General features: G+C 59.1%; 19 protein-coding genes. 13 read left to right on the plus strand and 6 right to left on the minus strand.

Annotated elements, in window-relative coordinates:
- The first annotated feature begins 31 nt into the window (after window positions 1–31).
- From JFT87_RS12085 to JFT87_RS12100, 4 genes are all read left to right on the plus strand, one after another.
- On the plus strand, window positions 32–1,318 hold the full coding sequence (locus JFT87_RS12085; RefSeq protein WP_201201545.1) for an MFS transporter: 1,287 nt from the start codon (window positions 32–34) through the stop codon (window positions 1,316–1,318).
- Between the two features lie 78 nt (window positions 1,319–1,396).
- Complete coding sequence (locus JFT87_RS12090) at window positions 1,397–2,149, plus strand: 5-oxoprolinase subunit PxpA (RefSeq protein ID WP_201201547.1); 753 nt, start codon at window positions 1,397–1,399, stop codon at window positions 2,147–2,149.
- Window positions 2,146–2,850, plus strand: coding sequence for a 5-oxoprolinase subunit B family protein (locus JFT87_RS12095; RefSeq protein ID WP_201201549.1), 705 nt, complete (start codon window positions 2,146–2,148; stop codon window positions 2,848–2,850). Before JFT87_RS12090 ends, JFT87_RS12095 begins: the two co-directional genes overlap by 4 nt.
- Window positions 2,847–3,770: a 5-oxoprolinase subunit C family protein gene (locus JFT87_RS12100; RefSeq protein WP_201201550.1), complete on the plus strand. Its 924-nt coding sequence runs from the start codon at window positions 2,847–2,849 to the stop codon at window positions 3,768–3,770. Before JFT87_RS12095 ends, JFT87_RS12100 begins: the two co-directional genes overlap by 4 nt.
- A 97-nt stretch (window positions 3,771–3,867) precedes the next feature.
- Here the strand turns inward: JFT87_RS12100 and JFT87_RS12105 are convergent, their stop codons facing one another.
- Together JFT87_RS12105 and JFT87_RS12110 are read right to left on the minus strand one after the other, a co-directional pair.
- A complete protein-coding gene (locus JFT87_RS12105) occupies window positions 3,868–5,046 on the minus strand; it encodes a vWA domain-containing protein (RefSeq protein ID WP_201201552.1) in 1,179 nt (392 codons plus the stop codon).
- Window positions 5,047–5,082: 36 nt separating this feature from the next.
- The gene (locus JFT87_RS12110; RefSeq protein WP_201201554.1) at window positions 5,083–5,928 is read right to left on the minus strand and encodes an AAA family ATPase; all 846 of its coding nucleotides are present in this window, start codon (window positions 5,926–5,928) and stop codon (window positions 5,083–5,085) included.
- A 203-nt stretch (window positions 5,929–6,131) separates the two neighbouring features.
- On the opposite strand from JFT87_RS12110, the gene JFT87_RS12115 reads away from it, so the two are divergent.
- Complete coding sequence (locus tag JFT87_RS12115) at window positions 6,132–6,362, plus strand: DUF4160 domain-containing protein (RefSeq protein WP_133839255.1); 231 nt, start codon at window positions 6,132–6,134, stop codon at window positions 6,360–6,362.
- Window positions 6,350–6,850 (plus strand): DUF2442 domain-containing protein, encoded by a 501-nt coding sequence (locus JFT87_RS12120; RefSeq protein WP_201201555.1) that lies wholly within the window; start codon window positions 6,350–6,352, stop codon window positions 6,848–6,850. Before JFT87_RS12115 ends, JFT87_RS12120 begins: the two co-directional genes overlap by 13 nt.
- A 2-nt stretch (window positions 6,851–6,852) precedes the next feature.
- On the opposite strand, the gene JFT87_RS12125 is transcribed toward JFT87_RS12120, so the two are convergent.
- Entirely contained in the window at window positions 6,853–7,929 is a 1,077-nt protein-coding gene (locus JFT87_RS12125) for a DUF748 domain-containing protein (protein WP_201201557.1), read from the minus strand.
- Window positions 7,930–8,056: 127 nt separating this feature from the next.
- On the opposite strand from JFT87_RS12125, the gene cysK reads away from it, so the two are divergent.
- The 3 genes from cysK to JFT87_RS12140 all read left to right on the plus strand — a co-directional run bounded on the left by cysK (window position 8,057) and on the right by JFT87_RS12140 (window position 11,566).
- A complete protein-coding gene (gene cysK / locus JFT87_RS12130; protein ID WP_201201558.1) occupies window positions 8,057–9,031 on the plus strand; it encodes a cysteine synthase A in 975 nt (324 codons plus the stop codon).
- 185 nt (window positions 9,032–9,216) lie between these two features.
- Window positions 9,217–10,155, plus strand: a complete 939-nt coding sequence (locus JFT87_RS12135) for an aspartyl/asparaginyl beta-hydroxylase domain-containing protein (RefSeq protein WP_201201559.1) — start codon at window positions 9,217–9,219, stop codon at window positions 10,153–10,155.
- Window positions 10,156–10,330: 175 nt separating this feature from the next.
- Complete coding sequence (locus JFT87_RS12140; RefSeq protein WP_201201560.1) at window positions 10,331–11,566, plus strand: TerD family protein; 1,236 nt, start codon at window positions 10,331–10,333, stop codon at window positions 11,564–11,566.
- 81 nt (window positions 11,567–11,647) lie between these two features.
- Here JFT87_RS12140 and JFT87_RS12145 read toward each other — a convergent pair whose 3' ends face one another.
- Together JFT87_RS12145 and JFT87_RS12150 are read right to left on the minus strand one after the other, a co-directional pair.
- Entirely contained in the window at window positions 11,648–11,851 is a 204-nt protein-coding gene (locus JFT87_RS12145; RefSeq protein ID WP_342367173.1) for a hypothetical protein, read from the minus strand.
- A complete protein-coding gene (locus JFT87_RS12150; protein WP_242487251.1) occupies window positions 11,848–12,348 on the minus strand; it encodes a hypothetical protein in 501 nt (166 codons plus the stop codon). The genes JFT87_RS12145 and JFT87_RS12150 overlap by 4 nt, the downstream gene beginning before the upstream one ends.
- A 213-nt stretch (window positions 12,349–12,561) precedes the next feature.
- Here JFT87_RS12150 and JFT87_RS12155 point away from each other — a divergent pair, with 213 nt between their 5' ends.
- Window positions 12,562–12,726 (plus strand): hypothetical protein, encoded by a 165-nt coding sequence (locus JFT87_RS12155; RefSeq protein ID WP_201201562.1) that lies wholly within the window; start codon window positions 12,562–12,564, stop codon window positions 12,724–12,726.
- 113 nt (window positions 12,727–12,839) lie between these two features.
- Window positions 12,840–13,703: a DMT family transporter gene (locus JFT87_RS12160; RefSeq protein WP_201201563.1), complete on the plus strand. Its 864-nt coding sequence runs from the start codon at window positions 12,840–12,842 to the stop codon at window positions 13,701–13,703.
- A gap of 92 nt (window positions 13,704–13,795) precedes the next feature.
- Here JFT87_RS12160 and JFT87_RS12165 read toward each other — a convergent pair whose 3' ends face one another.
- The gene (locus JFT87_RS12165; RefSeq protein WP_201201565.1) at window positions 13,796–14,704 is read right to left on the minus strand and encodes an EamA family transporter; all 909 of its coding nucleotides are present in this window, start codon (window positions 14,702–14,704) and stop codon (window positions 13,796–13,798) included.
- A 286-nt stretch (window positions 14,705–14,990) separates the two neighbouring features.
- Between JFT87_RS12165 and aceK the strand changes: the two genes are divergently transcribed.
- Window positions 14,991–16,712, plus strand: a complete 1,722-nt coding sequence (aceK, locus tag JFT87_RS12170) for a bifunctional isocitrate dehydrogenase kinase/phosphatase (protein WP_201201567.1) — start codon at window positions 14,991–14,993, stop codon at window positions 16,710–16,712.
- A 273-nt stretch (window positions 16,713–16,985) separates the two neighbouring features.
- Window positions 16,986–20,897: an ATP-dependent RNA helicase HrpA gene (hrpA, locus tag JFT87_RS12175; RefSeq protein WP_201201571.1), complete on the plus strand. Its 3,912-nt coding sequence runs from the start codon at window positions 16,986–16,988 to the stop codon at window positions 20,895–20,897.
- Window positions 20,898–20,943: the final 46 nt, after the last annotated feature.

Below are 20,943 nucleotides of genomic sequence, written 5' to 3' on the forward strand. Positions count from 1 at the left end.
AATACCAATAAAATTTGCACGGAGATTTGCCATGAGTGCGCCCGACACCCTCGACCTCCCCAAGGCCACAACTCGCCCGGGACCGTTCGACTGGTATCGCAACATCAACAAACAGGAGCGCCGGACCTTCTGGAGCTGCAAGATCGGCTATGGCCTGGACGGCATGGACACCCAGATGCTCAGCTTCGTGGTGCCGACCCTGATTGCCATGTGGGGCATCACCACCGGGCAGGCCGGACTCATTCACACCAGCACCCTGATCGCTTCGGCCATCGGCGGCTGGGTGGCGGGGATTCTCTCCGACCGCATCGGCCGCGTGCGCACGTTGCAGCTGACCGTGCTGTGGTTCGCCTTCTTCACCTTCCTCTGCGGCTTCGCCCAGAACTACGAACAACTGCTGATCAGCCGCACCTTGATGGGTTTCGGTTTCGGTGGTGAATGGACCGCCGGGGCTGTGCTGATGGGCGAAGTGATTCGCGCCAAGGACCGTGGCAAAGCCGTGGGCATGGTGCAATCGGGCTGGGCGTTGGGCTGGGGATTGACGGCGATTCTGTATGCGCTGCTGTTCTCGGTGTTGCCGCCGGAAGACGCTTGGCGCGCACTGTTTATCCTTGGCATCGTCCCGGCGATTTTTGTGATTTTCGTCCGTCGACTGGTCAAGGACCCGGAGATTTACCGCGAAGCCAAAGCCAAGCAAGAACCAAGCAACCCGGCAAAATTCTACGAGATCTTCGCTCCCGGCATCCTCTTCACCACGATTCGCGCTTCGGTGCTGACCACTGGCGCACTGGGCGGTTACTACGCGATTACCTCTTGGTTGCCAACTTTTCTGAAGAACGAACGGGGGTTGAGCGTACTCGGCACGGGCGGTTATCTGGCGATGGTGATCGTCGGTTCCTACGTCGGTTATGTCATCAGCGCGTATTTGACTGACATCCTCGGCCGCAAGAAGAACTTCATTCTGTTCGCCGTCGGCTCGTTCACCATCGTGTTGCTCTACACCCAATTACACGTCAGCAACGGCGTGATGCTGTGGCTGGGCTTCCCGCTGGGCTTCTTTGCCTCGGGGATTTTCAGTGGCATGGGCGCGTTTTTGACCGAGTTGTTTCCCACGCGAATTCGCGGCTCGGGCCAGGGTTTTTGCTACAACATCGGTCGTGCGTTGGCGGCGTTGTTTCCGCTGTTGATCGGTTTGCTCAGCCAGACGGTGCCGTTAAGCGTTGGCATCGGGGCGTTTGCGGCGGTGTCCTACGGCGTGGTGATCCTCGCAGCCTTGAGCCTGCCGGAAACTCGTGGCAAGCAACTCGACGCCCAATAGCTTAATAATCAGCAACTGATAATCTGCCGGGCATCTGCCCGACAGTAAAAAAAGAATATGCCTACAGGAGTGTTCACCGTGAGCCGCCTGCTATTGAACTGCGACATCGGCGAGAGTTTCGGCAACTGGACCATGGGTCTGGACGCCGAGGTCATGCCCTTCATTGATTGTGCCAACATCGCCTGCGGCTTCCATGCCGGCGACCCGAGCATCATGCGCAAGACCGTCAGCCTGGCCCTGAGCCGCGGCGTGAAGATTGGAGCGCACCCGGCCTATCAGGACCTGGTCGGGTTCGGTCGACGTTCCATGGCCTACACCGCCCAGGAACTTCAGGACATCCTGCATTACCAGATCGGCGCCCTCGACGGCATCTGTCGGGCTCAGGGCGGGCGGGTGAGTTACGTCAAACCCCACGGCGCGATGTACAACGACATGATGGCCAATCCGGCGCAATTGCGTGCGGTGATCCAGGCTGTGGCCGCCTACGATCGCACGTTGCCGTTGATGCTGATGGCCACCCGCGACAACAGTGCCGCGCAACAATTGGGCGACGAATACGGCGTGACGCTGTGGTTCGAAGCCTTCGCCGACCGCGCCTACGACAGCGCCGGCATGTTGGTTTCGCGACAATTGCCGGGCGCGGTGCATCACGATCCCGAGAAAATCATTGAGCAGGCGCTAATCATTGCCCGTGGCGCCAACCTCACGGCCAGCGATGGCAGCGCTTTGCACTTGCAGGCCAACACCTTGTGCGTCCACGGCGACAACGCCAGTTCTGTGGCCGCCGTGCAGCGTATTCGTGAGGCCTTGAATCAGCAGAGTGCGTCATGAAACCACGGGTTGAAGTAGTCGCGCTGGACTGCCTGATGGTGCGCCTGTTCGATGAAATCGCCGAAGCGAACATGCCGTGGATGCTCGCGGCCAGCGAAGGGCTGCGCGCAGCGTTTGCCGGGCATTTGATCGACCTTGTGCCGTCCTACACGACGTTGATGGTGCATTACGACCTGACTGCATTGAGCCCGGTTCAGGCGCGGGAATTGATCGCGCAAGCGTTGATCGATCTATCGCCCAATGCCAGTACCAGCGGCAAATGCCATGTGCTGCCGGTCTGGTATGACTTGAGCGTCGGCCCCGAATTGAGCCTGTTGTCCCAACGCAGCGGGTTGGCGGTGGACGACGTAATCCGCCGCCACAGCGATCGCGAATATCAGGTGTTCGCGCTGGGCTTCGCACCAGGTTTCGCCTTCATGGGTTTAGTAGAGGAAATCCTCGCCGCGCCGCGTCTGAACACCCCGCGTAAGAAAGTCGCAGCGGGTAGCGTGGGAATTGCCGAGCGGCAAACCGCCGCTTATCCGGTGGTGTCGCCCGGAGGCTGGAACCTGATCGGCCGTACCCCGGCCAAACTGTTCGACCGCGAACGTGACGGCTATAGCCTGATGCAACCCGGCGACACGGTGCGGTTCGAAGCCGTCAGTCATGCCGAGTTCATCAACCTGGGCGGTGACGATACGCCACTGGAGGCCCAGGCATGAGCCGTCTGAGGATTGAAGCGAGTACGCCGCTGTGCCTGTTGCAGGACGCTGGCCGTTTTGGCGTGCGGCACTTGGGTGTGACCCAGGGCGGCGGGCTGGACTGGCGCTCGATGTCATGGGCGAATTGGCTGTTGGGCAACGGGTTGGATGCGCCTGTGGTGGAAATCACCCTTGGCGGGTTCAGCGTGCTGGCCGAGGAAGATTGTGTGCTGGCGCTGGCGGGCGCGGATCTGGGCGCGCAGGTGAATGGCGAGGCGTTGGCGCCGTGGCGCAGTTTCAAATTGAGCAAAGGGCAGACGTTGAAATTCACCCAGCCGCTGCTCGGAGCGCGGGCTTATCTGGCAGCACCGGGTGGTTTCGACGCGCCGAAGGTGTTGGGCAGCAGCGCGACGGTGATCCGTGAGGAACTCGGCGGGCTGGATGGCATGGGCCGGCCTTTGGTCAAGGGTTCGACGCTGAGTTATCGCGGTGAGTCGCGGTGGGTTCGTGAGGTGCCGTTGGCGCTACGGCCGGATCTGAAATCGAATGTGCCTCTGGACCTGGTGCTCGGCGCGCAGATCGGCGCGTTCAGCGGGCAAAGCCTGTTTGATGCGTTCAACAGCACTTGGACCCTCGACAGTCGTGCCGACCGCATGGGCATTCGCCTGCTGGGCACGCCGTTGCAGTACCAGGGCAAGCCGATGATCTCCGAAGGCATCCCGCTGGGCGCAGTGCAGGTGCCACCGGACGGACAGCCGATTGTGTTGCTCAATGATCGACAGACCATTGGCGGCTATCCGAGATTAGGCGCATTGACGCCGTTGGCCCTGGCGCGGCTGGCGCAGTGTTTGCCCGGGGCGAAGGTACGGTTGCGGCCGGTGGTGCAGGACGTGGCGCATCGGGAGCAGGTCGGGTATTTGCGTCAGTTTGTGAATCGCTAAAAGCTTCGCGGGCAAGCCTCGCTCCTACAGGTTTCGGTGTTAACCCTGTAGGAACGAGGCTTGCCCGCGATGGTGTCATCCCGGACAACAATCATCTCTACTTGGACAAAAACCGCATCCCTTCCTCCAACCCGCGCAAGGTCAGCGGATACATCTGGTCTTCGATCAAATCGCGCACGATGTTGGTCGACGAGGTGTAGCCCCAAGTGTCTTTCGGGTACGGGTTGATCCAGATGAGCTTCTTGTACTTCGCCATGAAGCGCTGCATCCACACATAACCCGCCTCTTCGTTCCAGTGCTCCACGCTGCCGCCAGCCTGGGTGATTTCATAGGGCGCCATGGCGGCGTCGCCGATGAAGATCACTTTGTAATCGGCGCCGTATTTGTGCAGCAGATCCTGAGTCGAGAAACGCTCGGAGGTGCGGCGCATGTTGTTCTTCCACACCGATTCATAAATGAAGTTGTGGAAGTAGAAGTACTCCAGGTGCTTGAACTCGGTCTTGCAGGCCGAGAACAGCTCTTCGCAAATCTTCACGTGGGCGTCCATCGAGCCGCCGATGTCGAACAGCAGCAACAGCTTGACGGTGTTGCGCCGCTCCGGCCGCATCTGAATGTTCAGCAGCCCGGCATCGCGGGCGGTGTGGTCGATGGTGCCGTCGATGTCCAGTTCTTCGGCCGCACCCTGACGGGCAAATTTGCGCAGCCGGCGCAGGGCAACCTTGATGTTGCGCGTGCCCAGTTCCACCGAGTCGTCGAGGTTCTTGTACTCGCGCTGATCCCAGACCTTGACCGCTTTGCCCTGACGCTTGCCGGCATCGCCGACCCGAATACCTTCCGGGTTAAAGCCGCCGGAGCCGAACGGGCTGGTGCCGCCGGTGCCGATCCATTTGTTGCCGCCGGCATGGCGTTCTTTCTGTTCTTCGAGGCGTTTCTTGAACTCTTCGATCAACTTGTCGAGGCCGCCGAGGGACTGGATCTGCGCCCGTTCTTCATCGCTCAGGGAACGCTCGAATTCCTTGCGCAGCCAGTCTTCCGGAATCAATGCCTGAAGGTGGTCGTCGAGTTTTTCCAGGCCATTGAAGTAGGCGCCGAAAGCCCGGTCGAATTTGTCGAAATGCTTTTCGTCCTTCACCAGAATCGTCCGGGACAAGTAATAAAACTCGTCCATGTCGGCGAAGACCACGCGTTGTTTCAGCGCGTTGATCAGGTCCAGCAGCTCGCGCACCGAGACCGGCACCTTGGCGGCGCGCATTTCATTGAACAGGTTGAGCAGCATGGCGATCGCCTCCGCTTTTGTTAAAAAAAGCGATACTTAGCGAGAGCCGCGACGGCTCATAAACGCCAGGCGCTCAAGCAATTGCACGTCCTGTTCGTTCTTCACCAGCGCACCGGCCAGCGGCGGGATAGCCTTGGTCGGATCACGTTCGCGCAGCACTGCTTCGCCGATGTTGTCGGCCATCAGCAGTTTGAGCCAGTCCACCAGTTCGGAGGTCGACGGCTTCTTCTTCAGGCCCGGCACTTTGCGCACGTCGAAGAACACGTCCAGCGCTTCGCTGACCAGGTCTTTCTTGATGTTCGGGTAGTGCACATCGACGATCCGCTGCATCGTCACGCGGTCCGGGAAGGCGATGTAGTGGAAGAAGCAGCGGCGCAGAAATGCGTCCGGCAGCTCTTTCTCGTTGTTGGAGGTAATGATGATGATCGGGCGAATCTTGGCCTTGATCGTCTCGTCGATCTCGTAAACGTAGAACTCCATCTTGTCGAGTTCTTGCAGCAGGTCGTTCGGGAACTCGATGTCAGCCTTGTCAATTTCGTCGATCAGCAGGATCACCCGTTCTTCGGACTCGAAGGCTTCCCACAGCTTGCCCTTTTTCAGGTAGTTGCGAACGTCGTGGACCTTTTCGGTGCCCAGTTGCGAGTCACGCAGACGGCTGACCGCGTCGTACTCGTACAGGCCCTGATGCGCCTTGGTTGTGGACTTGATGTGCCAGGTAATCAACTTGGCGCCAAAGGACTCGGCCAGTTGCTCGGCGAGCATGGTCTTGCCGGTGCCCGGCTCGCCCTTGACCAGCAGCGGACGCTCCAGGGTGATAGCGGCGTTGACCGCCAGCTTCAGGTCATCGGTGGCGACGTAGGCCTGGGTGCCTTCGAACTTCATCTGCTAATCCTCGAACGGTAACGCCGACCTGAACGGGGCAGGGCGGGGCGCAATAAGTGTAGTCCCCCGACTATAACGCGCTGCCCGGTCGACTGTGAACGCAGACGGGTTATTCAGTCTCTGAATGGGGCGTCACATCTTGACTCAGTCTCGGCGCAAGGCCAGCATTCAGGTATCGCCGATTTGGCGATAGCCTTCGCGGCATGTCTACTAAATACCGATTTCGCGATAAGTACCGCATTCAGTTGCGCGAGAAGGATCATCCACCGCCCCACGTTCACCTGACCGGTGGCGGGTTGGACGTGATGCTCAGCCTGGAAACCGTCGAAGTCATGGCAGGAAGGGCGCCGCCGTTGATTATCAGGGAAGCATTGGAATGGGTGGGAGCCCATCAGGTGCAATTGTTGGAGGACTGGAAACGATGTTACCCATGAAGCGCCCACGGCTGAACGCTGTCAGGGCTTTGCCGGATTATCGTCTGGCGCTGACGTTTATTGACGGTCAACAGCTGACACTGGATTTGAGTGCGGATTTGCACGCTTATCCGGGGTTGCAGCCGTTGCTTGCGGATCATGTCTTTGAAGGCGCATCCCTCGGCGATGATGGCTGGACGGTGGAGTGGCCCGAGCCGGATATTCAGATTGGTGCAGACTCTTTGTACCTTGATGCTCTTGCGCAAAACGCTACCGACGAAAACACCCGGATCTTCATCAACTGGCGCGCCCGCACCGGGTTGCCGTTGAATCAGGCCGCTGAAGCACTGGGCGTCAGTGCCCGCAGTATCAGCCGCTACAGCAGCGGACGCGAAGCGGTACCCAGGTCATTAGCCCTGGCCTGTCTGGGCTGGGATTCCTTGCAGCAATGTTCAGCATTGGAGGCGGCCGAGGAAACGGGTCGCTACACCGTCACGCGTAAACCCTAACCCTAACCCGCATCCGGCTTGGGCTGTTCATACCGGGCATTGAACGCCTGGATGAAACCATTGCGCAAAATCTGCAAAAACGCCTGGAACGCGCTGATATCTTGCTGGTGTACGTTGCCGCTGAGTTCGACCTTGGTCGCGAACTGGTTCTTGCGCTGGTTCTTCAGCACAGTTTCGGTGCCACCGACGATGGCTTCCCAGACCGAGCGAAAAAAGCTTTTGTTCTTGTTCTCGACATCTTGTTGCCAATTGAACACTTCGACGTCGCGCAGCAGTGGCTTGATGTAGCCCTTGAGCTGGCCCTTATTGGCTTCGGCTTCGATCACCACGTCGCCATGGCCGGCGTTGAAGTCGAATTTGCCGTAGGCCGAGGCGAAGTCGTTCATGCGTTTGAGCTCGATGTTCTTGACTCGCAGTCGAAATTCGAAGTCTTCGAAGTTGCTCAGCGGATCGAAGGTGGCGGTGGCTTCCAGCGGGGCCTGGCCCAACAGCAGCGCCTTGCCCTCGAAACGGGCGTCGCGCTTGCCTTTGGTGTCGACGACGTTGGTCAGGTTATAAATGCTGGCGTTGACCTGGGTGGCGTTCATGTTTACCGGCGGGGTAGAGCTAAAGTTTCGAAAACTGATTTTCCCGTCGTTGATCCGCACTTCGTTCAGGGTGATAGGCAGCAGTTTGCTCAGTTGAGCGCGCCAGTCCGTGCCGCGACCGGTCTGGGAGTTCTGTTTGTTAGTGCCACCGTCGACGAAGTTCAGCTCGGGTTTGATGAACTGCACCTTGGCCACCACGGCATGGTCGTACCAGAGCGAATGCCAACTGACAGCGAGGTCGATCAGCGGTGCATTGACGAACGGCACCGGGACTTTGCCATCGACCTTGACGATCTTCAGTCCGTTGATTTTGTAGGCGCCGCGCCACAGGGCCAGGTCCACGTCAGTGATCTGGCCACGGTAGTCGCCCATGTCGGCCAGTTTGTCGTTGAGGTAATCGCGCACCATGTAGGGCAGGGCGATGTGCACGGCAATCAGCAGCACAACGAGGCCAGCGAGGGTCCACAGAGGCCAACTGTATCGACGCTTCATGGTGGCAATTCCTTGGCAGTATAAAGTCATTGACTGCTACCGCCAGCGGACGTTCGACCTGACTGGACGACCACGGGCAACAGGCATACCTTGGACGGCTTATCCAACGCTGCATAAGGACCCAGCCATGAGCCGTATTTTCGCTGACAACGCCCATTCCATCGGCAATACGCCGCTGGTGCAGATCAATCGCATCGCGCCGCGCGGCGTGACCATCCTGGCTAAGATCGAGGGGCGCAACCCCGGTTATTCGGTCAAATGCCGGATTGGCGCGAACATGATCTGGGACGCCGAAAGCACCGGCAAACTCAAGCCTGGCATGACCATTGTGGAGCCGACTTCCGGCAATACCGGCATCGGCCTGGCGTTTGTTGCTGCTGCCCGTGGTTACAAGTTGATGCTGACCATGCCAGCGTCCATGAGTATTGAACGCCGCAAGGTACTCAAGGCGCTCGGGGCCGAACTGGTGCTGACCGAGCCGGCCAAGGGCATGAAGGGCGCAATCGAAAAGGCTGCGGAAATTCTCGCCAGCGACCCGGCCAAGTACTTCATGCCATCGCAGTTCGATAACCCGGCCAACCCGGCCATCCACGAAAAAACCACCGGCCCGGAAATCTGGAACGATACCGACGGCGCGGTCGATGTGCTGGTGGCAGGCGTCGGAACGGGCGGAACCATTACCGGTATTTCGCGGTATATCAAGAATACCCAGGGCAAACCGATTATCTCGGTGGCGGTGGAGCCGGTTTCGTCGCCGGTGATTACCCAGGCGATGGCCGGCGAAGAGATCAAGCCGAGCCCGCACAAGATTCAGGGCATTGGCGCCGGTTTTGTGCCGAAGAACCTCGATTTGTCGATCGTCGATCGGGTCGAACTGGTCACCGACGATGAATCCAAGGCCATGGCCCTGCGCCTGATGCAGGAGGAAGGGATTTTGTGCGGTATCTCATGCGGTGCGGCGATGGCGGTTGCGGTGCGTCTGGCCGAAACCCCGGAAATGCAGGGCAAGACCATCGTGGTGATCCTGCCGGACTCCGGCGAACGTTATCTGTCGAGCATGTTGTTCAGTGATCTGTTTACCGAGGCGGAGAACCAGCAGTAAAACGAATTGACTCAGGTCAGCCGAGGTTCAGGAACCTTATGTTAATAAGTGCTTTGTTGCGCAATCCTTAACACTGAATGTTCAGTCAGGCGGGTTTTTCCCCGGGCCGGTAGTGGTTATCATGGCCGGCTGCCACGTCGGGTAAATGGCGTTGCGCACAGTTGCCTATTCTCAAGGAGTCGTTAATGACCTTTTCCTTTGCCGCGAAGGCGTTGCTGTTGCTGTTGTTCCTCGGCAGCACGCTGTATGTGCATTTGCGCGGCAAGGCGCGATTGCCGGTCCTGCGTCAGTTCGTCAACCACTCGGCGCTGTTTGCCCCGTATAACGCGTTGATGTACCTGTTCTCCGGCGTTCCGTCAAAACCCTACCTCGATCGCAGCAAGTTCCCGGAACTTGATGTGCTTCGCGATAACTGGGAAGTCATTCGCGACGAAGCGATGCACCTGTTCGACGAGGGCTACATTCGCGCCGCCGAAAAGAACAACGACGCTGGTTTCGGCTCGTTCTTCAAGAAGGGCTGGAAGCGTTTCTACCTCAAGTGGTACGACAAACCCCTGCCATCGGCCGAAACCCTGTGCCCGAAGACCGTGGCGCTGGTCAGTGCAATACCCAACGTCAAAGGTGCGATGTTCGCGTTGCTGCCGGGCGGCAGTCACTTGAATCCGCACCGCGACCCGTTTGCCGGTTCCCTGCGTTATCACCTCGGCCTGTCGACACCGAACTCCGACGATTGCCGGATCTTCGTCGACGGTCAGATCTACGCCTGGCGCGATGGCGAAGACGTGATGTTCGATGAGACTTACGTGCACTGGGTCAAGAATGAAACCGAAAAGACCCGCGTGATTCTGTTCTGCGACGTTGAACGTCCGCTGAGCAACCGCTTCATGACCCGCGTCAACCGCGCCATCAGTGCTTGGCTCGGCCGTGCTACCGCACCGCAGAACCTCGATGATGAGCGTGTCGGCGGGATCAATCAGGCGTACGCCTGGAGCAAGAACTTCAGCGACAAGTTCAGCGGTGTGGTCAAACAGTGGAAACGTCGCAATCCCAAGGCTTACCGTGTGATGCGTCCGATACTGGCGGTGCTGGTCCTGACGCTGCTGGGCTATTGGCTGTTTGGCTAAACCGGCCTCGAACAAAAAACCGCTCTGTATGAGCGGTTTTTTTATGCGCGTCTGAGCGTGCATCACGCGCCATCGTTCTGCATCAGCCGTTAAACTCCCTCGCGCAACCCCCTCAATGAAGGCGCGGCACACCGGCATTGTGCTGATATACATCCCATGGAATAGGCGAATCCCCTTGAATCAATCCCTCAAGCCTGGCGAAAACACCACCCTCGGCCTGCCCAAAGGGCACGTCGTTGTCACTCATGCCGCAGGCGACAATCTCGACGTGAACCTCACGGCCTTTCTCGTCACTGACGCCGGCAAGGTCACGGGTGACAGCGATATGGTTTTCTTCAATGCCCCGGAACACGCGTCCGGCGCCGCCATGTTTATCGCTCCGGTCACACAAAGCGGCATCGTCAGCCACCGCATCGGTTTTGATCTGGCGCGTATGCCGTCCGGCATCACCAGAATCGCCATTACCCTGACGCAAGATGGCAGCGGTGGTGGTTTTGCAGCGGTAAAGGATCTGCGTGCCCAAGTCGTTGTCGGTGACCAGATTCTGGAACTCGCACCGGGGGCATTCAGCCAGGAGACGGGCATTATCGTGCTCGATCTGTACGTTCGAAATGGCCAGTTCAAGGCGCGTTCGGTATGGCAGGGTTTTGCCTCGGGACTTGCCGGGCTTTGCGGCCTCTACGGGGTAGAGGTTGAAGAAGAGGCGCCAGCCGCTCCTGCGGCCAAACCGGTAAACATCGCCAAATCGCTGATCACCCTCGACAAACCGGGCACCAGCCACAAGGTCTCCCTGGAAAAAGGCCCGTCTGCACCGAAAGTCATCCGCGTCAGCGCGACCTGGGTGGATAACGGCGATGACGACGACAATGACGATCTTGACCTCAGGATCGGCATCCTGCGGCCCGATGGTCGAATGTCCTTCATCCAGGCCCCGGACAAGAGCGGCGCCTTCGATATCGATCCCTTCGTGTTCCATACCGGCGACGTGGTCAGTGCCAGCGATTCGGCACCGGCCATTGAAACGGTCGACATCAACCCGGCGATCTCCCAGCACATGGGGGGCAAGGTTGCGCTGGTCTGCAGCGTCTATTCTGCGCTGGACAACGGCGCCGTCTCGGTGGCTTCACTTAAACCGAAAATGCGTATGGAGTACGGCGATCAGGTTGTCGAGTGCGCCTTCGAGTTCGAGGACGATGAGTTCAGCAGCACGGTCTACACCTACGTGATCGGCTTGATCGAGATCGACCTTGATCACATTGAACTGAGCCCCTCCGGTATCACCTCCGAGAGCACCAGCGAAGCGACCCCGTGGCTCACGCGCCAGGGCGGAAAACTGTTGCTGACCATGGATGGGCCTGAGGTGTTCAAGGGGTATCCGCCGGAAGAGTGCGGCAGTAAACGTTACGTCTGAGTGCCAGTGACGACTTGGGGCTAAGACTGAATGTAGCAATATGAAAAACCGCTCCAGTTGAGCGGTTTTTTACCAGAATATTTAAAGACGACCTGCTGCGAGTACGTTGGGCTCTTTGGTTTCGGTACCCGTTATAAGTATTTGCAGAAGACGCTGTTGACTGGCAGTCAAGCCGACATCAGCATCCTTTTTGGCGCTTAAAGGTCTGCCTGGTCTGATGGAAGATTTTTTAACAGGCTTGTTCACGTTTTCACCAGTTTTGATCATTAATTGAGCAGTTTTCACGATACCCGGTTCCCTACGTTTTTGACAAGGCGTCCTTCCACATCAAAGCGGAAGCCAAGTTCTTGATAATGGGAAATTGCACCCACCAAAGGTTCCTGAACCTCTAGTACCTCACTGCCGATGATCCGCGCATACTGTTCAATCACGATCAATGCCAGCGTCCCAATTCGGTTTTTCAGTGGGTGAGCCTCTCCCGAACGTCCCTCCAGACGCACAATTCGAATTCTCCTGCGACTGTTGTTCGGATTTGCGAAACACAGCCCACATAGCTCCTCTTCAAACCAGATCGAAAAGTCCAGTGACAGAGGCTCGCGAGCCTTCCATGCCATGACTTCACGCCAACAGAATTGCGGGATCTCCCAGCGTAACGAGGCATTCACTGCAAGAGTGTCGATGGGTTCGAAGCGTACTTTCGACAAATCGATGACGGCACGCTTTTCTCGTTCAAGTTGATGCTGAAGCAGAGCAATACTGCTACTCGCCTGTTTTCTGGCCATTGATCTGTACAGCTGATATCTAAGCTGAGTTCTTTCCCTTGGCATGTGATCCCATACATTCCCTGTCCCCCCGTAGTTGGGCCCAGCCTATTCACCTCCCACCGACCTGTCGTTACTGGCCCTTTGTCCAAGTCATTGCAATCTGTGTCGCGGGCTGGTTATAGTCGGTGCTCGCCTGCTCTCCCGAGCACGGCCTTCATAAAAGATCAGCCCATGCCTGCTTCCCTCATCAACGCGGTAGTCGATTCAGCGGTCAACGCTGGTGTCGTGCCGTGCGGGATTCAGCAGCCTGCGCAGATCAGCCATTACCCCCCTCCTGTCAGTAGCACGCCGGTGTGCGCAGTCGTATCACCGCCAGGCGTTGGCATTTCGGGCTGATCAGCTTTTCCTGCTGTTCCATGCCCGTCTGAAAAGTGTCCGTCTGAAAAAACTACTGAACTTCAGCTTCGGCTGAGTTGGCTTTTTATTTGCCTGATGACAGGTGGTATTTCATGTTTGTCCTTTCGAAAAAATCCGCGCTCGCGGCGGCGTCCACGAGCCTGTTCGTTCTGCTGTGGAGCAGCGGGGCGATCTTCTCCAAATGGGGCCTGGCCCACGCCTCACCCTTTGCCTTCCTGCTGATCCGCTTCACCATCGCCCTGTGCGGGTTGCTGCTGCTGGCACCGTTGCTCAAGCTGAAACTGCCCAAGGGCGGCAAGCCGATGTTGTACGCGATGGCCACCGGCGTGGTGTTGCTGGGGGCTTATCAGATTTTCTATCTGCTGGCCTTGGACCTTAAAGTCACACCCGGCGTGATGGCGACGATCATGGGCGTGCAGCCGATCCTGACCGTGGTGATCATGGAACGTCAGCGCTCAATCAGTCGGATATTCGGTCTGGCGCTGGGTTTGGCCGGGTTGATCATGGTGGTTTATCAAGGCATCGGTCTGGCCGGGATGTCGTTGGCCGGGATGCTCTTTGGATTGCTGGCGCTGGCGAGCATGACCTTCGGCTCGATCATGCAAAAACGTATCACTGAAAACCCGCTCGGCACGCTGCCGGTGCAGTACCTGGCCGGGCTGTTGCTGTGCGGGATTTTCGTGCCGTTCCAGCCGTTCCACTTCGAACACAGCGCAGGGTTTGTCGTGCCGGTGTTGTGGATGGGATTGGTGGTGTCGGTGCTGGCGACGTTGCTGCTGTATCGGCTGATTGCGCGGGGCAATCTGGTGAATGTCACCAGCCTGTTTTACCTGGTGCCGGCAGTGACGGCGGTGATGGATTACCTGATTTTTGGTAATCGGCTGGCAATGTTGAGCGTGCTGGGGATGTTGCTGATCATTGTCGGTCTGGCATTCGTATTCCGTAAAACGAAATAACGCGATCCCTGTAGGAGTTGACGAGTGAAACGAGGCTGCGATCTTTTGATCTTGAAGATTAAAAGTCAAAAGATCGCAGCCAGCGGCAGCTTCTACAGTTTTACCACCTCTGCGGGTTTGACCACCGCCGGTTTCAACACCAGCCACAACGCCGCGGCAATCAACACCCCGCCATAGATGTGCGCCATCGACAACGGCTCATCCAGCAACAGCGCGCCCCACAGCACGCCGAACGGCGGGATCATGAAGGTTACTGTCATCGACTTCACCGGCCCGATCGAACTCAGCAACCGGAAGTACACGATGTACGCAAACGCGGTACACACCAGCCCCAACCCCAGCAGCGACAGCCAGACATTCCAGCCGCCCCAGCTCGCCGGTGGATTGCTGATCACGCTGTAGCCGAACAACGGCAACAGGAACAACGTGGCACCCAGCATGCTGCCCAGCGCGGACAAACGACTGTCGAGACCGCCGGCCTGATCGAGCCAGCGGCGGGCGAGGAACCCGGCGAAGCCGTAGCAGGTCGTCGCCAGCAAGCAGGCGAGGGCGCCCATCAGCAGTTGCATATCGAACGCCACCGGGCCGGCACGGGTCAGGACGCCAACACCAAACAGCCCGAGGAACACTCCGCCAAGCTTGGCCGCAGTCAGTTTTTCATGGAAGAACAACCCGCCGATCAGCACGCCCATCAACGGCGTAGTGGCGTTGAAGATTGCCGAGTAGCCGGCCGGCAGCACTTGCGCGGCCACGGAATACAGGGTCGCCGGAATCCCGGAGTTGATCACCCCGAGCAGCATCACCGTCTTGAGTTTGCCTTTGAAATCCCAGCTGATGCGCATCAGCCCGAGGATCACCAGCAAACCGGCCGCTGCAATCGACACCCGGAAAAACGCCGTGGGAATAGTGCCAATCACCGGGGCGATGATGCGCATGAACAGGAAGCTCGCGCCCCAGATTGCCGCCAGCGACAGTAAACGAACAATATCGACAGGGCTCACGGTGCACTCCTTCCTTTATGGGGACGGAAGTGTTGCCGAGAGCCCTGACGATGGCAACCGCAAATCGGGCATTTAATTGATGAGGCGAGTGAGATTGGCGGCGTGCAGAAGAATCGGTCAAGCGGCGCCGACGTGACCGGCTGGACTGTTTACTGACCTGATGGTCGATTAAAAAACTGTCGCAAAGGCCCGCTCGACTATCGACATCAATGGCAAAAATTACGCTTCTCCTGCACCGGGTTCACTGGCTAAGCTCAGGCTTCCAGAATTCCGCAGAGGTCTCACCATGCCGCAGCATTGGCCAGCCGCCGATATCGCTCGAATGATCCTCGATGGCTTTGACGACTACCGCGAGCATTTTCGCCAGATCACTGACGGCGCCCGGGCCCGCTTCGAGCAGGCCCAGTGGCAGGAGACGCAATCGGCGTCGGCGGCGCGGATCAATCTGTACGAAGATAAAGTCGGCGAGACGGTGGAGCGCCTGCGGGCGTCCTTCGAGACCGACACGTTGATGGACGTCAGCAGTTGGCCGCTGGTCAAAAGCGCCTACATCACGCTGATCGACCTGCGGTTCGACGATGAACTGTCCGAGACCTGGTACAACTCGATCTTCTGCGGGCTGTTCAGCCACGACCTCATTAGCGACGGCTGCATGTTCATCCACACCACCCGGCCGAGCCTGCGCCGGGCCAGGGCTGCGCAAACCCGCACCTACAAGCCTCAGGGGCACTTGTCGGAAATGTTGGCGAGCATCTTTGCCGACTACCGTTTCAGCGAGGATTACGCCGACCTGGCCGGCGACCTGCGCCGGCTCGAAGCGCAACTGCGCGAGAACCTGCCGGACTGGGTCTGCAAAGACCCGGAACTGTCCGTCGAACTGTTCTCCTCGGTGCTTTACCGCAACAAGGGCGCGTACCTGGTGGGGCGCATCTACACCCAGGACGAACAATGGCCGCTGGTGATTCCATTGCTGCACCGCGAAGGTCGCGGCATTCAGATCGATGCGCTGATCACCGATGAAGCGGACGTGTCGATCATCTTCTCGTTCACCCGCTCGTACTTTATGGTCGATGTGCCGGTGCCGGCGGAGTTCATCGGTTTCCTCAAACGCATCCTGCCGGGCAAGCACATCGCCGAGCTGTACACCTCGATCGGCTTCTACAAGCACGGCAAGTCCGAGTTCTACCGGGCGCTGATCAATCACCTGGCCAACACCGACGACCAGTTCATCATGGCCCCCGGTGTGCGCGGCATGGTCATGAGCGTGTTCACCCTGCCGGGTTTCAATACCGTATTCAAAATCATCAAAGACCGTTTCTCACCGTCGAAAAACGTCGACCGGGCCACGGTGATCGAGAAGTACCGGCTGGTGAAAAGCGTCGACCGTGTCGGGCGCATGGCCGATACCCAGGAATTCGCCGACTTCCGTTTTCCGCTGAGCAAGTTCGAGCCGGCGTGCCTTGAAGAACTGCTCGATGTGGCGCCGTCCACGGTGTCGGTCGAAGACGATACCGTGCTGATTCGCCACTGCTGGACCGAACGGCGGATGACGCCGCTGAACCTCTACCTGGAAAACGCCAACGAGGCGCAGGTCCGCGAAGCGCTGGAAGATTACGGCCTGGCGATCAAGCAACTGGCGGCGGCGAACATCTTCCCTGGCGACATGCTGCTGAAGAACTTCGGCGTCACCCGGCACGGACGCGTGGTGTTTTATGACTACGACGAAATTTGCTTCCTGACTGAAGCCAACTTCCGCCACATCCCGCAACCGCGCACACCGGAAGATGAAATGGCCTCCGAACCGTGGTATTCGATCGGGCCGCTGGATGTGTTTCCCGAGGAGTTTCCGCCGTTTTTGTTTGCCGATTCGGGGCAGCGGCGGTTGTTTGATCAGTTGCATGGCGAGTTGTACAACGCCGATTACTGGAAGAGCCTGCAAGAGGCGATTCGGGCAGGCAAAGTGATCGACGTTTTCCCGTATCGGCGCAAAGGCTTCGATAACGAATAACTCTTTTAAAAGCCCCTCACCCCAGCCCTCTCCCGGAGGTAGAGGGGGCCGACCGAAGTGTCCGGCGTCAAACATCGACCTGAAAGATCTTGGCGATTATGGATTCGGTAGAGTTCGTTCAGGTCGAAGTAGCTCTGAAGCAACCCCGGTCGGTCCCCTCTACCCCTGGGAGAGGGCTAGGGTGAGGGCAGGCAATCCCCTGACACGCCACAAATTCGCCAAATCTGCGACAATCGCCCCCCTTGCGCCACTAGACGACTTATTGCGTACCTGATGACTGACGAATCGCCTTCCATCGACAAACTGCTGAAAAACCTCGATCACGCCATGCTCGCCGACCGCCACCGGCTGCGGCGGCAGTTGCTTGAGCTGCGCAAGAAACCTGACGAAGCCAAGTTGGCCCAGTGGGTGACGCGCATGCAGGCGTCCTGTGATCAGGTGTTGGCGCGGCGCGCCAGCCTGCCGGTGATTCGTTACGACGACAGCCTGCCGATCGCCGCCAAACGCGACGAAATCAAGGCAGCGCTGCTCAAGCATCAGGTGCTGATCATTGCCGGCGAAACCGGTTCGGGTAAAACCACCCAGTTGCCGAAAATTTGCCTGGAAATCGGTCGCGGCCAACATGGCCTGATCGGCCACACCCAACCACGTCGAATTGCTGCGCGAAGTGTGGCGAGTCGGGTGGCTGAAGAGTTGTCGACGCCGTTGGGCGCGCTGGTCGGTTATCAGGTGCGGTTCGAGGACCAGAGCGATTCCAACACCCTGATCAAACTGATGACCGACGGCATCCTGCTGGCGGAAACCCAGAACGACCGCTACCTCGAACGCTACGACACGATCATCGTCGACGAAGCCCACGAACGCAGCCTGAACATCGACTTCCTGCTCGGCTATCTGAAAACCCTGCTGCCGCGCCGCCCGGACCTGAAAGTCATCATCACCTCGGCGACCATCGACCTGGAGCGCTTCTCCAAGCATTTCGATGACGCGCCAATCGTTGAAGTCTCGGGCCGGACCTTCCCGGTGGAAACCTGGTATCGCCCGCTGACCCTTGAGCAGGACGAGGAGGGCAACCGCGTCGAGGACGACTTGACGGTGGACCAGGCGATCCTCGCCACCCTCGACGAAATTGCAGCGTTTGAACGCAGCGAAGGCAAGAGCCCAGGCGACGTGCTGGTGTTCCTGCCCGGCGAGCGCGAGATTCGCGACGCGGCGGACATGCTGCGCAAGGCTCAGCTCAAGCACACCGAAATCCTGCCGCTCTACGCACGTTTGTCGCCGGCCGAGCAGCAGCGGATTTTCCAGTCGCACCCAGGGCGCCGGGTGGTCCTGGCGACCAACGTTGCGGAAACCTCGCTGACCGTGCCGGGCATTCGTTACGTGATCGACAGCGGCACCGCGCGCATCAGCCGTTACAGCTACCGCGCCAAGGTCCAGCGCCTGCCCATCGAAGCGATTTCCCAAGCCAGTGCCAACCAGCGTAAAGGTCGTTGCGGGCGAGTCGAGCCGGGCATTTGCATTCGCCTTTTCAGCGAAGAAGATTTCATTGGCCGCCCGGAATTTACCGATCCGGAGATCCTGCGGACCAACCTCGCGGCGGTCATTTTGCAGATGTTGCATCTGCGCCTCGGCGAGATCACCGACTTCCCGTTTATCGAGCCGCCGGATGGCAAGGCGATCAGCGACGGTTTCAACCTGCTGCAAGAACTCTCGGCGGTGGATCGCAACAGTCAGTTGACCCCGCTGGGGCGCAATCTGGCGCGCTTGCCGGTGGACCCGCGCATGGGCCGCATGCTGCTGGAAGCGGCCAGACTCGGCAGCTTGCAGGAAGTGCTGATCGTCGCCAGTGCGATGTCGATTCAGGACCCGCGCGAGCGTCCGCCGGAGCGTCAGCAAGCCGCTGACCAGGCGCACGCGCAATGGAAAGACGTGGACTCGGACTTTGCCGGGCTGGTCAATTTGTGGCGTGGTTTTGAAGAGCAGCGCCAGGCGCTGACGGCGAGTCCGCTGCGCAACTGGTGCCGCAAGAATTTCTTGAATTACCTGCGTCTGCGCGAATGGCGCGACTCGCACCGTCAGTTGAGCCTGATCTGCCGCGACATGCAGTTGACCATCAACAAAGAGCCGGCCGATTACCCGAAACTGCACAAAGCCGTGCTGTCCGGGTTGCTCAGCCAGATCGGCCAGAAAACCGAAGACGGTGATTACCTCGGCGCCCGTCAGCGGCGCTTCTGGATTCACCCATCGTCCGGGCTGGGCAAGAAGCGCCCGCAATGGCTGATGACTGCCGAGCTGGTGGAAACCACCAAGCTTTATGCGCGGATGGTTGCCAAGATCGACGCCGACTGGATCGAGCCGCTGGCCGGGCACCTGATCAAGAAAAACCACTTCGAACCGCATTGGGAGAAGAAGCGCGGCCAGGTCGTGGCGTTTGAGCAGATCACCTTGTTCGGGCTGATCATCGTCGGGCGCCGGCCGGTGCATTACGGGCCGATTGATCCCGTCGTGTCTCGCGAGTTTTTCATTCGTGAAGGCTTGGTGCGCGGTGAGATTCAGTCCAAGGCCAAGTGCCTGACGGCCAACGCGCAACTGCTGGAACAGCTCGACGAACTGGAGGCCAAGGCCCGTCGTCGCGATATCCTGGCCGATGAAGAAACCCTGTTCGCCTTCTACGACGCGCGACTGCCGGCGGAGATTCACCAGACCGCGACCTTCGACAGTTGGTACAAGGTCAACAGCCAAAAAGACCCGCAACTGCTTATCATGCGCGAAGAAGACGTGCTGGCCCGCGAGGCCAGTGAAGTCACCGCCTTGCATTATCCGGACACCTTGCACATCGGTGATCTGGAGTTGGCGCTGAGCTACCACTTCGAACCGAATCACCCGCGCGACGGCGTGACCCTGCGCGTTCCGGCGCCGCTGTTGCCGATGCTGCCGCCGGAACGCCTGGAATGGCTGGTGCCGGGCGTGATCGAGGCCAAGTGCATCGCGTTGGTCCGCAACCTGCCCAAAGCCCTGCGCAAGAACTTTGTGCCAGTGCCGGACTTCGTCAAAGCCGCGTTGCAGCGCATGACCTTCGCCGAGGGCTCGCTGCCTCAGGCGCTGGGCCGCGAACTGCTGCGCATGACGGGGGCGCGGGTCAGCGATGAAGCCTGGGCGGAAGCTTCTCAACAGGTCGACAGCCACCTGCGGATGAACCTGGAAATCGTCGATGGCCAAGGCAAGTTCCTTGGCGAGGGGCGTGATCTGGCCGAGTTGACCGCACGCTTCGCTGAAGCGAGCCAGGCTGCATTGGCCGTTCCGCAAACCGCGAAAAACCAGCAACCGGTGGAGCCGAAAGTCTTTGCGGCCGTCGCCGAGAAAACCCAGCAGAAGATCGCCGGGCTGTCGATGACGGTGTATCCGGCGCTGGTGGAGGAGGCGGGCACGGTCAAGGAAGGGCGTTTCTCGACCCCGGCCGAAGCCGAGTTCCAGCATCGCCGCGCGTTGCAGCGCTTGCTGATGCAGCAACTGGCCGAGCCGGCGAAGTTCCTGCGCGGCAAGTTGCCGGGGTTGACTGAGCTGGGGCTGATGTACCGGGAGCTGGGGCGCATCGATGCCTTGGTGGAGGACATCCTGTTGGCCAGCCTCGACAGCTGCATTCTCGACGGCGAAGATCCGTTGCCCCGCGATGGCGCCGGTTTGGCGTCGTTGGCCGAGCGCAAGCGCGGTGGCTGGACTGAGCACGCCGAACGTCTGGCGAAGCTGACGCTGGAGATTCTCAAGCTCTGGCACGGGCTGCAAAAACGCTTCAAGGGCAAGATCGATCTGGCGCAGGCCGTAGCCCTGAATGACATCAAGCAGCAGCTCAGTCATCTGGTGTATCCAGGTTTTGTCCGGGAAACCCCGATGCAGTGGCTCAAGGAACTGCCGCGTTATTTGAAAGCGGTCGAGCAGCGCTTCGAGAAAATCGGCGCGCAAGTGCAGCGGGATCGGGTCTGGAGCGGCGAATTGTCAGGCCTGTGGACGCAGTATCAGACTCGCGCCAACAAACACGCCCAGGAAGGCAAGCGCGATCCGCAGCTGGAGTTGTATCGTTGGTGGCTGGAGGAATACAGGGTTTCCCTGTTCGCCCAGCAATTGGGAACCAAGGTGCCGATTTCGGATAAGCGTCTGAACAAACAGTGGACGCAAGTAGAGCCATAAACTCCTGCGGGAGCCGGCTTTTGTGGCGAGGGGTTTACCCCCGTTG

This window comes from Pseudomonas sp. TH15 (assembly GCF_016651105.1).
Lineage (GTDB): Bacteria > Pseudomonadota > Gammaproteobacteria > Pseudomonadales > Pseudomonadaceae > Aquipseudomonas.

Excerpts from the sequence above, each read along its gene's own strand:
- JFT87_RS12150 (WP_242487251.1), bottom strand. The coding sequence starts at position 12,348 with ATGGCCAGAAAACAGGCGAGTAGCAGTATTGCTCTGCTTCAGCATCAA.
- JFT87_RS12125 (WP_201201557.1), bottom strand. The coding sequence starts at position 7,929 with ATGAAGCGTCGATACAGTTGGCCTCTGTGGACCCTCGCTGGCCTCGTT.
- JFT87_RS12095 (WP_201201549.1), top strand. The coding sequence starts at position 2,146 with ATGAAACCACGGGTTGAAGTAGTCGCGCTGGACTGCCTGATGGTGCGC.
- JFT87_RS12115 (WP_133839255.1), top strand. The coding sequence starts at position 6,132 with ATGTCTACTAAATACCGATTTCGCGATAAGTACCGCATTCAGTTGCGC.
- JFT87_RS12105 (WP_201201552.1), bottom strand. The coding sequence starts at position 5,046 with ATGCTGCTCAACCTGTTCAATGAAATGCGCGCCGCCAAGGTGCCGGTC.
- JFT87_RS12085 (WP_201201545.1), top strand. The coding sequence starts at position 32 with ATGAGTGCGCCCGACACCCTCGACCTCCCCAAGGCCACAACTCGCCCG.
- JFT87_RS12100 (WP_201201550.1), top strand. The coding sequence starts at position 2,847 with ATGAGCCGTCTGAGGATTGAAGCGAGTACGCCGCTGTGCCTGTTGCAG.
- cysK (WP_201201558.1), top strand. The coding sequence starts at position 8,057 with ATGAGCCGTATTTTCGCTGACAACGCCCATTCCATCGGCAATACGCCG.
- JFT87_RS12120 (WP_201201555.1), top strand. The coding sequence starts at position 6,350 with ATGTTACCCATGAAGCGCCCACGGCTGAACGCTGTCAGGGCTTTGCCG.
- JFT87_RS12155 (WP_201201562.1), top strand. The coding sequence starts at position 12,562 with ATGCCTGCTTCCCTCATCAACGCGGTAGTCGATTCAGCGGTCAACGCT.
- JFT87_RS12135 (WP_201201559.1), top strand. The coding sequence starts at position 9,217 with ATGACCTTTTCCTTTGCCGCGAAGGCGTTGCTGTTGCTGTTGTTCCTC.
- JFT87_RS12110 (WP_201201554.1), bottom strand. The coding sequence starts at position 5,928 with ATGAAGTTCGAAGGCACCCAGGCCTACGTCGCCACCGATGACCTGAAG.
- hrpA (WP_201201571.1), top strand. The coding sequence starts at position 16,986 with ATGACTGACGAATCGCCTTCCATCGACAAACTGCTGAAAAACCTCGAT.
- aceK (WP_201201567.1), top strand. The coding sequence starts at position 14,991 with ATGCCGCAGCATTGGCCAGCCGCCGATATCGCTCGAATGATCCTCGAT.
- JFT87_RS12160 (WP_201201563.1), top strand. The coding sequence starts at position 12,840 with ATGTTTGTCCTTTCGAAAAAATCCGCGCTCGCGGCGGCGTCCACGAGC.